The organism is Pseudoflavonifractor sp. MSJ-30 (assembly GCF_018918045.1).
GTDB lineage: Bacteria > Bacillota > Clostridia > Oscillospirales > Oscillospiraceae > Faecousia.
Genome location: NZ_JAHLPU010000021.1, coordinates 1 through 12,535, shown reverse-complemented (window position 1 = coordinate 12,535; position 12,535 = coordinate 1). Strand labels below are relative to the sequence as shown.

At 58.6% G+C, this 12,535-nt stretch carries 12 protein-coding genes; 6 read left to right on the top strand and 6 right to left on the bottom strand.

Annotation, left to right across the window (positions count from 1 at the left end):
• Window positions 1-169: 169 nt before the first annotated feature.
• The 6 genes from hemZ to ytvI all read right to left on the bottom strand — a co-directional run bounded on the left by hemZ (window position 170) and on the right by ytvI (window position 8,680).
• A complete protein-coding gene (gene hemZ / locus KQI10_RS03080; protein WP_253285095.1) occupies window positions 170-1,603 on the bottom strand; it encodes a coproporphyrinogen dehydrogenase HemZ in 1,434 nt (477 codons plus the stop codon).
• Between the two features lie 12 nt (window positions 1,604-1,615).
• The gene (locus tag KQI10_RS03075; protein ID WP_216565941.1) at window positions 1,616-2,203 is read right to left on the bottom strand and encodes an MBL fold metallo-hydrolase; all 588 of its coding nucleotides are present in this window, start codon (window positions 2,201-2,203) and stop codon (window positions 1,616-1,618) included.
• An 11-nt stretch (window positions 2,204-2,214) separates the two neighbouring features.
• Complete coding sequence (gene dtd / locus KQI10_RS03070; protein WP_216565940.1) at window positions 2,215-2,682, bottom strand: D-aminoacyl-tRNA deacylase; 468 nt, start codon at window positions 2,680-2,682, stop codon at window positions 2,215-2,217.
• A 314-nt stretch (window positions 2,683-2,996) separates the two neighbouring features.
• Complete coding sequence (locus KQI10_RS03065; RefSeq protein ID WP_216565939.1) at window positions 2,997-5,189, bottom strand: bifunctional (p)ppGpp synthetase/guanosine-3',5'-bis(diphosphate) 3'-pyrophosphohydrolase; 2,193 nt, start codon at window positions 5,187-5,189, stop codon at window positions 2,997-2,999.
• Between the two features lie 5 nt (window positions 5,190-5,194).
• On the bottom strand, window positions 5,195-7,243 hold the full coding sequence (gene recJ / locus KQI10_RS03060; protein WP_216565938.1) for a single-stranded-DNA-specific exonuclease RecJ: 2,049 nt from the start codon (window positions 7,241-7,243) through the stop codon (window positions 5,195-5,197).
• 390 nt (window positions 7,244-7,633) lie between these two features.
• Complete coding sequence (ytvI, locus tag KQI10_RS03055; protein ID WP_216565937.1) at window positions 7,634-8,680, bottom strand: sporulation integral membrane protein YtvI; 1,047 nt, start codon at window positions 8,678-8,680, stop codon at window positions 7,634-7,636.
• 157 nt (window positions 8,681-8,837) lie between these two features.
• On the opposite strand from ytvI, the gene KQI10_RS03050 reads away from it, so the two are divergent.
• The 6 genes from KQI10_RS03050 (at window position 8,838) to KQI10_RS03025 (ending at window position 12,420) form a co-directional block, all read left to right on the top strand.
• Window positions 8,838-9,278, top strand: coding sequence for an ACT domain-containing protein (locus tag KQI10_RS03050; protein ID WP_216565936.1), 441 nt, complete (start codon window positions 8,838-8,840; stop codon window positions 9,276-9,278).
• Window positions 9,279-9,376: 98 nt separating this feature from the next.
• Window positions 9,377-10,108 (top strand): aspartate kinase, encoded by a 732-nt coding sequence (locus KQI10_RS03045; protein WP_216565935.1) that lies wholly within the window; start codon window positions 9,377-9,379, stop codon window positions 10,106-10,108.
• A gap of 202 nt (window positions 10,109-10,310) precedes the next feature.
• Window positions 10,311-10,856, top strand: a complete 546-nt coding sequence (infC, locus tag KQI10_RS03040; protein ID WP_253285093.1) for a translation initiation factor IF-3 — start codon at window positions 10,311-10,313, stop codon at window positions 10,854-10,856.
• A gap of 35 nt (window positions 10,857-10,891) precedes the next feature.
• Window positions 10,892-11,089 carry a 50S ribosomal protein L35 gene (gene rpmI / locus KQI10_RS03035; protein WP_216565934.1) on the top strand — a complete coding sequence of 66 codons (198 nt, stop codon included), beginning with the start codon at window positions 10,892-10,894 and terminating at the stop codon, window positions 11,087-11,089.
• Between the two features lie 25 nt (window positions 11,090-11,114).
• Window positions 11,115-11,471 carry a 50S ribosomal protein L20 gene (gene rplT / locus KQI10_RS03030; RefSeq protein ID WP_216565933.1) on the top strand — a complete coding sequence of 119 codons (357 nt, stop codon included), beginning with the start codon at window positions 11,115-11,117 and terminating at the stop codon, window positions 11,469-11,471.
• Window positions 11,472-11,544: 73 nt separating this feature from the next.
• Window positions 11,545-12,420, top strand: coding sequence for an RluA family pseudouridine synthase (locus tag KQI10_RS03025; protein WP_216565932.1), 876 nt, complete (start codon window positions 11,545-11,547; stop codon window positions 12,418-12,420).
• The last annotated feature ends 115 nt before the right edge of the window (window positions 12,421-12,535 follow it).

Sequence of the window (12,535 nt, the reverse complement as noted above, 5' to 3'; positions counted from 1 at the left end):
CCCTGTTGGTTCTGAGGCCGGAAAGGATTCTTAAGGGAGGGCGGCTTTCTGGCAGCGCCTCCCTTAAGCCGCATTCTTTCCTTCTTTCTTGGCGGGACAAGAAAGAAGCCCCCGGAGGGACCCGGCCAATGGGAGAACAGGTCTATCGTTACAAAAGCGCGGGTAAAGGTCACTTCACACCATCCAGCAGCTGGAAGATCTCTTCCTTCTGCTTCAAAACAGAATCCAGCTGCGCAATGTACTGTTCCGGGAATTTGGGGTTGTGGAAGCGGGTCAGGTGTCCGTCAGTGAGATTGACCTTTGTCATGCTGCCGCCGCCCAGGGAGAGAATCGTGTGGGTTTCCTCCATCATGTAGATGTTGTACAGACAGTCCCGGCCATCCCGGCTCCAGCCTACATTTTCAAAGGAGCCGGACATGTATTTTTGACGATAGAGGTAGTAGGGCTTGTAGCCCAGGGCGCGGAGCGTTTTTTCCGCATAGGCAACCATTTCTGTCACTTCCTCCGCGGAAGGCAGGTTTTCCCGCTTTTCGAAGAGGTCAGCCCCCTTTTTCAGTGCCAAAGTGTGGACGGTGATGTTGGAGGGAGAGAGGAAAGCCACGGTGTCCAGACTGCGGCGGAAGCCCTCTGCGGTATCTGTGGGCAGACCCGCGATCAGGTCCATGTTGATGTCCCGGAAGCCCGCGGAAACCGCTTCCCCGTAGGCCCGCAGCACATCCGCGGCCTTGTGGGGCCGCCCGGAGGCTCGAAGGACCGTGTCCTCCATAGTCTGGGGATTGATGCTCATGCGGTCTGCCCCATGGCCAAAGATGGTGTGGAGCTTCTCTTCGTCCAAGGTGTCCGGACGTCCGCCCTCAACGGTGAATTCCAGACAGCGGCTCAGGTCAAAGTGCTCCCGGATGGCATCCAAAAGCCGTGCCATCTGGGGGGCAGACAGAGTGGTGGGGGTGCCGCCGCCCATGTACAGGCTGCGGATATGCCGTCCGGACTGTTTTAGCAGCTGGCCGGTCAGGGCAATTTCCTGTAAAAGCGCATCCAGATAGGGCTCCAGCAGTTCGGTCTTCTTGCCAACGCTGCGGCTGACGAAGCTGCAATAGGCGCAGCGGGTGGGGCAGAAAGGAATGCCGACATAGACGGACAGGTCATTCGGTTCCGTCTTCCGGACGGCCTCTACCGTGGAGACGGAACAGTCTACCGTTAATTTTGCCCGCTGAGGCGTTACATAATAGGTCTTTTTCAGCATTTTTTCGGCGCTGGCCGGGGTGCCGCCTTCCAAAAGATGCTTTGTGGTCAGCTTGGTAGGCCGGACGCCTGCCAGAGCGCCCCAGGCAGGCGCCCGGGGCAGCAGCCGGATGGCGGCCAGATACATACTCTGCTGCAAGGCTCTGCGCCGCAGCCGAACGGTCTCGTCACCGATCCGGATGCGCCGGGAAGCGCTGGCGGTGCGGCCGTTCCAGGTGATTTTCCCACTGGCGGTGAGCCAGGTTTGTCCCCGGTGCAGAGAGGAAACCGCCTCCGGCTCCGCACCCTCCGGAAAGAGAGAGAGCAGGAGCTGCTCCACGGCGTAACGGTCATCATGACCGGATAAAGTCAGATGGATCATGGATTCTTCCTTTTACAAATAGGGATTGGTTTTCTTTTCCCGGTCCAGTGTGGAGCTGGGGCCGTGGCCGGGGCAGACACGGTAATTCTCCTCCAGCTTTGCCAGCTTCCGCAGAGAGTCCCGCATTTCCCGGGCGTCGCCGCAGGGCAGATCCGTCCGGCCGCAGGAACCGGCGAACAGAGTGTCTCCGGAAAACATGGTGTCCCCGGCAATCAGGCATACGGAACCGGGTGTGTGGCCCGGGGTTTCCATTACCCGCACGGGGATACCGGCCAGAGTCATGGTATCCCCATCGGCGTAGGTGTCCGTATAGTAGAGAGGGCCGTTGGTCAGCATGGGAGGCATTGCCAGATCCTTTCGGCAGAGGTAAACCTTGCAGTCGTACTGGGCAACCAGGTCCTTTACGGCTCCTACATGATCAAAATGGCAGTGCGTCAGGGCTATGGCTTCGGGGGTCAGGCCCTTTTCCTCCAGATAGGCGTCAATAATCGCCGGTTCATAGCCGGGATCGATGAGAAAACACGCATTGCGGTTTTCTTCGTGGACGATGTAGCAATTGGTCTGGTAGTCTCCCAGGGGGAGAACGTGGATTTTTAACATGGTTGTCTCCTTTAGCCCCTTCTGGGGGTGTTCATCAGCTGGTCAGTGTCCAGAATCAGTGTCACGGGGCCGTCATTCAGGGATTCTACCTTCATGTCCGCCCCAAAGCGGCCGTGCTGGGGAGGATATCCGAGCCGCTCACATTCGGAAAGGAACTGCTCATAGAGCCTGTTTCCCAGGTCCGGGGGCGCGGCCTCGGCAAAGCTGGGGCGGCGGCCCTTGCGGCAGTTGCCGTAAAGGGTGAACTGGCTGACAACCAGCACCTCACCGTGGATGGCTTCCAGCCCTAAATTCATTTTTCCGTTCTCATCCTCAAAAATCCGCAGCCCAAGGGCCTTTTCCGCCAGAACCCGGGCGGTTTCCTCCGTATCCTCCGGGCCGACGCCCAGCAGGATCAGAAAACCGGGCCCGATTTTTCCAACGGTTTCCCCGTCAATGGCAACGGAAGCGTATTTCACTCGCGTTAAAACAGCACGCATGGCGCGGCCCTCCCTTATAGAATTGACAATTGACAGTTGACAATTGACAATTATTGTGTCCCTTCGAGACGGTTAAGTTAAAATATATAAACTTTCGCAGGAGCCGATGCACACATCGGCCCGAGGCTTTCCAATATGGAAAGGCCGATTCCATACAAGAAAAGCGGAAGATTCCTGCTGTGAAGATAACGTACCTTTCGGGCTGAGTAGAAATCCGCCGCTACAGGTAAAAATCAGAGAGCCTGCGCAATGACGCAGCCGCTCAAAGTCCGCACCCGCAATTGTCAATTGTCCATTGCCAACTGTCAATTGCCCTAGTTTTGTCCCCGCTTGGAGCCGGTGACGTCCCGGATGTTCAGCAGTTTGCTGCGAATGGCGTTCAGCTCGGCGGTGTTTTTGACCTCAAAGCGGATGGTGATGGCGCTGCGGCCATTGGAGAGATCCCGGCCGGAGAGCTCCTTGACCCGCACCCGGGCAGTGGTCAGCGCCTGGGCTACGTCCAGCACCAGACCGTCCCGGGTGATGCAGTCCAGCTCCAGAGTGGTCTCAAAGGGTTGCTCCTCCACGTTGGCCCAGCGGACCCGGACCCAGCGGCCCGCCTGCTTGGGGTCTTCCCGGTTCTGGGCGTTGGGGCAGTCTGCCCGGTGAACAGAGACACCGAAACCCTTGGTAATAAAGCCTACGATGGCATCCCCCGGTACGGGGGTGCAGCATTTGGCGAACTTGATCATGCAGGAATCAATGTCCTCCACGATGACGCCGTTCACTGCGTGGCGGTTCTGTTTTACGGCCTCGCTGTCGGGATTCACCCGCAGGGGCGACTGGGGCAGCTTTTCGGCGGTCTGGGCCTTTATGGCCCGGTTGATGTCGTCCCGAATCCGGCCTACGGCCTTTACGGCGGTGAGACCACCGTAGCCGATGGCGGCATACATATCGTCCCAGTTGTCAAAAGCCAGCTTGCGCAGCAACTGAGACTCCAGCTCCGGATCGGTCAGCGCCGGCATGGGCAATCCGGAGCGCTTCATTTCCGATTCAAAGGAGGCCTTGCCGTGGACGATATTCTCGTCCCGCTTTTCTTTCTTGAACCACTGCTTGATCTTGGTCCGGGCCTGATTGCTCTGGCAGATGTTCAGCCAGTCCCGGCTGGGACCTTTGGCGGCCTTGGAGGTAATAACTTCTACAATGTCACCGTTTTTCAGCTTTGTGTCAATATTGGCAATGCGGTTATTGACCTTGGCCCCCACCATGGCGTTGCCGACGCCGGAATGGATGGCATAGGCAAAGTCAATGGGTGTGGAGCCGGAGGGCAGGGAGACGATGCGGCCTTTGGGCGTGAAGACGAAGACCTCATCGTCGAACATATCGATTTTCAGAGACTGGACGTATTCCTCCGCATCGGAGTCCTGCTGGCTTTCCAGCAGGCGGCGGACCCACTCAAAGTCCTTTTCCGTGCCAGAGCCGGTGCCCTGCTTGTACTTCCAGTGGGCGGCAATGCCGTATTCGGCGGTTTCGTGCATTTCCCAGGTGCGGATCTGGACCTCGAAGGGAATGCCCTGGGAGCCGATGACGGTGGTGTGCAGGCTCTGGTACATATTGGGCTTAGGTGTGGAGATATAGTCCTTGAACCGGCCGGGGATCAGGTTAAAGAGGTCATGGATGTGTCCCAGAACGTTGTAGCAGTCCGGAATGGAGTCCACAATGACCCGGAAGGCATAGATATCATACAGCTCGTCCATCCGTTTGCCCTGGGCCTGCATTTTCCGATAGATGGAGTAAACGTGCTTGATGCGGCCGTAGGTGGTGTTGTGAATGCCCATGGCGGTCAGACGCTGGGTAATCTTGTCCTGAATGGTGCGCATGAAGCTCTCGTCCTGCTCCTTGTGCTCCTGCAGGTAGGCTGTGATCTCATTATATTCTTTGGGAGCCAGATATTTGAGGGAAGTATCTTCCAGTTCCCACTTGACCTTCTGCATGCCGAGGCGGTGGGCCAGGGGCGCGTAGATGTCCATGGTCTCCTGGCATTTGGCGATCTGCTTCTCCGGGGTCTGGTACTGCATAGTGCGGATGTTGTGGAGCCGGTCGGCGATTTTGATGAGCACCACCCGGATGTCCTTGCTCATGGCCATGAACATCTTCCGCAGGTTTTCCATCTGGGCCTGCTCCCGGGAGGAAAAGTCCGCCCGTGTCAGCTTGGTAACGCCCTCCACCAGCTCGGCAACGGTGGAGCCAAAAAGCTTTTCAATGTCCTCGTGAGAGGCGTCGGTGTCCTCGATACAGTCGTGGAGCAGGGCGCCCAGAATGGCGTCCATGTCCAGACCCATTTCAGTGACGATCTGAGCTACTGCCAGAGGATGGATGATGTAGGGGGAGCCGTCCTTCCGCTTCTGGGCGGCGTGCTTTTTATTGGCATAGTCAACAGCCTTGTCGATGAGGGCAAAGTCCGCGTCGGGCATCCGCTTGCGGATGGTGTCCATCATGGAGGCATAGTGTTCTTCAAAGGTTTCCATATATGTCAGCTCTCTTTCGCACGCAGGAGGGCCTGCATGGTTTGACTTTGGTTAAGATCCGCCTTCTGGGTGCCGGGAGTCAGACGGATGGATAGGGTCAGGTGGACCCGCTTCAGCTCCAGCAGCCCCACGTCCCGGAAGATGTCCAGGCAGGTCAGCAGGGTCTCCAGGCTCATTTCCGTGCCGGTGCGCCGGACGATCTTCCGGCACAGGCACAGGGGGCTTTCCCGCAGCTCTTTTTCAGGACAGGCGGCCAGATACCGCCAGACGTTGCCCAGGGTCCCCCGGTCGGGGAGCAGGACGGCGGCCTGGTCAGGCGTCAGCAGCCCGGCACGCAGAGCGCGGTAGCGGGCAATATCCATGGGGCAGGGCGCGGCGCAGCTGGGGCGGATATCCACCACATTCATCTGTACGCTGCGCTCGCCCCGAAATTCATTGATCTGGGGATGAAATGCCACATCCACCACGTCCCCCTGGGCGATGCCGGCGGAAACGGGGTCGGCGGAAAAGTAGATGGCGTTCAGGCTGTACCGGCCCCGGCGGAGCCGCAGGCGCATATGCCGCCCGCCGCCGACGCACTGGATCCGATCGATGGTCAGCCCTTCCATCATGAGCACCGGTTTGGGGCAGCCGCTGCCGCAGGGCTCCAGAGCCTGCAACCCCTCAATTTCCGGAATGGTCAGCATCTCCGGGGTAATGGCGCAGTCCAGATCCAGAGCACTGACGTGGGTGTCGTCGGCGTAGAATTCCGCGGCCATGGCACAGATCCGGCGGCGGAACTCGGGAATATTCTCCCGGCTGATGGTAAAGCCTGCCGCCAGTTCGTGGCCGCCGTAGCTTTCCAGCAGAGGGGACAGGCTGCGCAGGGAGGCGAAGAGATTGAAGCCTCCATGGCTGCGGGAGCTTGCCTTGCCGTGATCCCCATCCAGGCAGATGAGAAAGGCAGGACAGGCGAACTCCTCGGAAAGACGGCTGGCGACAATGCCGACCACGCCCTGGTGCCAGCTCTCGTCCGCCAGAACAATGGCCTCCGGGGGTGCCCCTTCCGGCAGCATGGCGATGGCCTGCCGGTAGATGTCTGATTCGATCTGCTGCCGCTGCCGGTTCAGATCGCACAGCTGCCCGGCATCCTGCCGGGCCCGTTCCGGATCCTGAGTCAAGAACAGATCTACAGCCAGATCCACCTGGCCCATACGTCCGGCGGCGTTGATCCGGGGAGCCAGCATGAAGCCGATGGTGGAGGCGGTGATCTCCTCCTTGCCGCAGCCGCATTCGCTGATCAGGGCGGCGAGGCCGGGACGGTGGGTATGGCTCAGGGAATACAGCCCTTTGGAGACGAAGACCCGGTTCTCGTCCACCAGGGGGATCACATCTGCCACGGTACCCAGGCAGACCATATCGGCGTATTCCTCCAGAACGGCGTTGCTGTCGCCCCGGAGGGCGCAGGCCAGTTTAAAAGCCACGGCTACGCCGGAAAGATTCTGATGGGGATAGCCGTCGTCCGGCCGGTGGGGATCCACAACGGCCACGGCCTGGGGGAGGCTTTCCTTGCATTCGTGATGGTCGGTGATCACCAGGTCCATGCCCAGCTCCCTGCAGAGCAGGGCTTCCTCTACGGCGGTGATGCCGCAGTCCACGGTGATGATCAGACTTACCTTTTCATCGGCAAGCTGCCGCAGGGCAATGGGGTTCAGGCCATAGCCCTCCTCCAGCCGTCCGGGAATGTAATGGATGCAGTTGCCGCCGGCTTTGCGCAGAAAGTCCGTTAGAAGACAGGTGGCGGTGATGCCGTCCACGTCGTAGTCGCCGAAGACGGCGATCTTCTCATGACCCTCCAACGCCTGCCGCACCCGCCGGACGGCCTTGTCCATATCATTCAGGAGCATGGGGTCCGGCAGAGACCGGGTGCAGCTCAAAAACCGCTTGGCCTGATCCGCGTCGCCCATACCGCGTCCTGCCAGAACCATGGCGGTCAAAGGAGAAAAACCGCCCCGCACAAGCTCGTTCACATCCTGCGCCTGAGGCTGGGCGCACTTCCAAATTCCGTATTTCAATTCCACACACATCCAATTAAAACATTTTCTCTATAGTATAGCAAAAATTTGCCCCAGAAACAATAGGCCGTGTGGAATTTCTGTGAAATATTCGGAAACATTGGAAGGGAAAAGCTATATTCTCAGCCTCGTTATTCTGCAACAGGTTCGATTGAGTGTGGAAAACAGGCCCGGTAAGCTACGCAGGTACAAGCCCTGTTGGTTTTGAGGCCGGAAGAATTCTTAAGGAGGGCGGCTTTCTGGCAGCGCCTCCTTAAGCCGCATTCTTGCGGAGCTTCTTGGCAGGACAAGAAGCTCCCTGCCGGAGGCACCCAGCCAATAGGATGGCGAGACTGTAGTTAAATGATTCAAAAGGAAAGCTTTAGAGTCAGCAGACCGTCGCTGTGGGGGTTAATTTTCCTGCTTTTCCAAAAACATTTGCACCGCCGCGGCGCTGAGCATGGGCAGCAGGAGCATGCCGGCCAAGCCCCAGAGGCGGTAGCCGCAGTACATGGCGACCAGGGTCGCCAGAGGATCCAGCCCCAACTGGCTGCCTAAAATTTTTGGCTCCAGGACGGAGCGTAGCAGGGCGGCCGTGGCGTAGAGGCCCAGCAGTCCCAGAGCCCTGGGCGTGTCTCCGGCGAGGAGACAGATCAGGCTCCAGGGCAGCAGCACCGTGCCTGTGCCCAGCACCGGCAGGGCATCCACCAGGGCCACCAGGGCGGCAATCAAAAAGGGATTGGCGATCCGCAGCAGGGCGAACCCGGCGGTCAGCACGAACAGACAGACGCAGAACAGCTTGCACTGGGAGCTGAACCACCCGCCCAGGATCCCTTTCAGCCGCTCCAGAGTGGCGCACCATTTTTCCAGCTGCTCCGGCGGCAGATGCCGGGTCAAAAAATCTTTGAGGAAGGGCAGCCGGGCGCTGATCAGAAAAGCGGAGAGCAGGCCGGTGCCCAGGCACAAAGCTGCATCCGGCAGCCCGGTGATCACCGCCCCGGCGGTGCCCAATGCAAAGGCGCTGGCCTTTTCCAGCAGGGCGGTGCCGCCGGAGAAAAGCTGGGTTAGGTTCTCCCGGTAAGGAGTCTGAAGTCCCGGGGGCAGGTCTTCGGCAAAGCTCAGGAGCCATCGCTGCAGCAGGGTGATGCCCCGCTCTACTGTCTGGGTCAACTGGGGCACCCAGCTTTCCGGCGGGCGGAGCTGCCGGAAGAGAAGTCCCAGAACCAGGGTCATCAGTGCCAGAAGCCCTGCCAGGGCGGCGCTGACCCCCACCCCTGCCGCCAGAGCCCGGGGCAGCCGCCCCCGTTCGGTAAGGAACCGGACGGCAGGTTCTGAGGCAAAGGCCAGTCCGGTCCCCAGCAGAAATGGCAGAAACAGCGGCAGCAAAAATCGGGCCGCCAGCCACAGGACCAGCAGCGTGCCGCCGAAGAAGACGAATTTTTTGATGCGATAGGCCATAATATCCTCCTGCGCTGCGGACCGTCTTCCGGCTTCCGCGAAAAAGCGGAAAAGAAGTGCGGAATAGACTTGCATTTTTCAAAATCTATGGTACAATGTAGGCAATACAAGAACAGGTGTACGCCGGACGTGGCGCACCTTATTATAGGAGGCCCATATGTCCAATAAACCCCAGTACTATATTGTGGAGGCATCCGCCCTTCCGGAGGTTTTTCTGAAGGTTGCGGAGACCAAGCGGCTGCTTTCCACAGGCGAGGCCAGCACGGTCAATGAGGCGACCCGCATGACCGATATCAGCCGCAGCGCCTTTTACAAATACCGTGACGCGGTGATGCCTTTTCAGAATATGATGACGGGCCGCATCGTGACGTTCCAGCTGCTGCTCCATGATGAGCCGGGCCTGTTGTCCCATATCCTGCAGGTCCTGGCTGATGTTAAGGCCAATATCATGACCATCAACTCCATTGTTCCCACCAACGGCACTGCTGTTGTCACCATCTCCGCGGAGACCATGGATTTGACGGTATCGCTGGAAGATCTTGTGCGGATCCTCAACGAGACCCACGGCGTCGTCAAGGCGGATGTGCTGGCAGGATAAACGTTCGGGCTGCTCCTTTTGGAGCGGCCCTTTTTCGCACTTTTTGCCGGAAAACAGCATACCATGACACTGAAGGCTTCTCTTATTGAGGTGATGATATGCTGATCGTTCAAAAGTATGGAGGGACCTCCCTGCAGGACGCGGGCCGGCTGCTGCGGGCGGCGGGCAGGCTGACGAGCCTTTTCCGGCAGGGGCACCAGGTGGTGGCAGTGGTATCTGCCCAAGGGCAGACGACGGATGAAATGATCGCCCGGGCCGCCCAGATCAATCCAAGGCCCGCAAAGCGGGAAATGGACGCCTACCTGGCGGCAGGGGAGCAGATGTCCGCCGGACTGATGGCCATGGCCATCGGCGCTCTTGGCGGCAGCGCCGTCAGCATGACAGGCTGGCAGGCGGGGATCCGCACGGATGGCTGCCATGGGGATGCCCGCATTCTGGAAATAGACCCACAGCCCATTCTGGCAGAGCTGGCGAAGAAACGGATCGCGGTTGTGGCGGGCTTCCAGGGCGTCAGCCCGGAGGGGCGGATCACGACCCTGGGCCGCGGCGGCTCCGATACCACGGCAGCGGCTCTGGCCGCGGCGCTGAAAGCGGACAGATGCCAGATCTTTACGGATGTAGACGGGATTTATGACCGGGATCCCCGGCGTTATGCCGACGCGCAGAAATACGATCGTATCGGCTATGGAGAAATGCTGCGCCTTATCGGCCACGGCGCCCAGGTGCTCCACGACCGCAGCGTGGAGACTGCCCGGGACGCTGGGATCACTCTGGAGGTCCTGTCCGCCCTGAAAGACGGGCCGGGAACGCTGGTGGGACCTATGGAATGATTCTCCCCAGGGCAAGCATATGCTATTCCGGAAGAAAAAAGAAAAAATGTTCTTGACAAGCGGGAAAAGGTGTGGTAAACTCTACGGGTAATCAAGAAGGCTGAACATCCGCCTCACCGTAAGCCATGCGAAACGGTTCAATACAAGCTTATTTCCCATTCGGGAATTTTGCGGGTATGCGGATGCTTTGGCATCCGCTTTTTTGTTATTTGTTTTGGAGGTGCTTACCATCGCAAAGTTAGACCATCAGCTCAACGAGGAAATCCGGGACAAAGAGATCCGGCTCATTGGTGCGGACGGCGCCCAGCTGGGTATCGTTTCCGCGGCCCAGGCAAATGCCATGGCGGAAGAGCAGGGTATGGATCTGGTGAAGATCTCTCCCAACGCTGTGCCCCCCGTGTGCAAGATCATGGACTATTCCAAGTTCTGCTTCGACCAGAAGAAGCGGGAGAAGGAAGCCAAAAAGAACCAGCGGGTCGTGGAAATCAAGGAGATCCGCATGAGCCCCAGCATCGACACCAACGATCTCAATACCAAGGTGAAAGCTGCGCAGAAGTTCCTGGCAGACGGCAACCGGGTGAAGGTCAGTGTTCGCTTCCGCGGACGGGAAATGGCCCATACCAACCTGGGTGAGAAGCTGCTGATGGACTTTGCTGCTGCCTGCTCCGAGGTCGCTTCCATGGAGAAGAATCCCAAGCTGGAAGGCCGCTTCATGGCGATGTTCCTGACCCCCAAGAATAGCAAGTAAGTATAATTACACAAGATACGGAAGGAGAACTACCTATGCCCAAGCTGAAAACCCATAGCGGTGCAAAGAAGAGATTCAACCTGACCAAGACCGGTAAGGTCAAGAGAGCACACGCTTTTAAGAGCCACATCCTCACCAAGAAGACCACCAAGCGTACCCGTCATCTGCGCAGCACCACTTACGCCGACGTGACCAATGTGGATGCAATCAAAAAGATGATTCCGTACAAATAAGGGCTAGACAGGAGGATTATAGTATATGGCTAGAGTTAAAGGCGCAATGATGACGCGCAAGAGAAGAAATGCAACCCTGAAGCTGGCAAAGGGCTATTGGGGTTCCAAGTCCAAGCACTTCAAGATGGCCAAGCAGGCTGTCATGAAGTCCGGCAACTACGCTTTCGAAGGCCGTAAGCAGAAGAAGCGCGCTTACCGTACCATGTGGATCGCCCGTCTGAGCGCTGCTGTCGCTCCCTACGGCCTGAACTACTCCACCTTCATGAACGGTGTGAAGAAGGCCGGTATCGAGATGAACCGCAAGAGCCTGTCCGAGATGGCTATCCAGGACAATGCCGCTTTCGCCGCTGTTGTGGAGAAGGCTAAGGCTGCTCTGAACTAAATCAGGTTTGAAAAGCCCCGCCGCGTTTTCTGCGGCGGGGCTTTTCAAAATTCTCTTTGGAGGGAGACATGCCATGAAGCTGACTTTGACTGCCCGGCGGGCCGGGCGGCTATCCTCATTCCTGAAAAATGAGCTGAAAATGTCCACAGGCCTTGTGAATAAAGTGAAATGGGCGGACGGCCTGCGGGTCAATGGGATCAGCTGCCACACGGACTACCCGGTGCGGCCCGGGGATGTGATCACGGTGCTGCTGCAGGAGGAGGCGCCGGAGTATCCGGCAGAGGACGGAAGTCTGACGGTGGTTTTTGAGGACGACTGGCTCCTGGCGGTGGACAAACCGGTGGGCATGCTGATCCACCCCTCCCGGAACCGGATCACCGGGACTTTGGCCAATCTTGTCCAGGGCTACTACGCAAAAACAGGCCAGCAGGGCGCTTTTCACCCACTGACCCGGTTGGACCGGGACACTTTCGGGATCGTCCTGATTGCCAAGAATTCCCACATCCATGCCCTTTTGCAGCAGCAAAAGCCCCAAAAGACCTATGAGGCGCTGACCTACGGTGGACCGGAAGCGGACGATGGCATCATCGATGCCCCCATCGCCCGGAAAGAGTTGCCAAGTCTTCTGCGGGAGATCCGACCGGACGGAAAGCCCAGCGTCACGCATTTTCATGTCCTGGAGCGGGGCACACAGGTCTGCCGCTTGTCTCTGGAGCCCGTCACCGGCCGCACCCACCAGCTGCGGCTCCACTGCGCCTGCATGGGCTTCCCCATCCTGGGGGATCCTCAGTACGGCAGTGAAGCATCCATGGCCTTTTCCAGGGAAAAGGGTTTCGAGACCCAGCTGCTGCTGGCAAAAAGACTGGAATTTATCCATCCGATCACCGGCGAGCCGCTGCAGCTGGAGACAAAGCTGACGCTGCCGGAGTTGGGGAGTATGGAACTTTGAAATGCGGAGCGGTTGCTTTTGGCGCTGACCGCCCATCGGCTGGGTGCCTCCGGCGGCGGTTTTCTTGCTTCTGCAAGAAAATCGATAAGAAGCAGCCTCAAGGGGGCGCTGACCG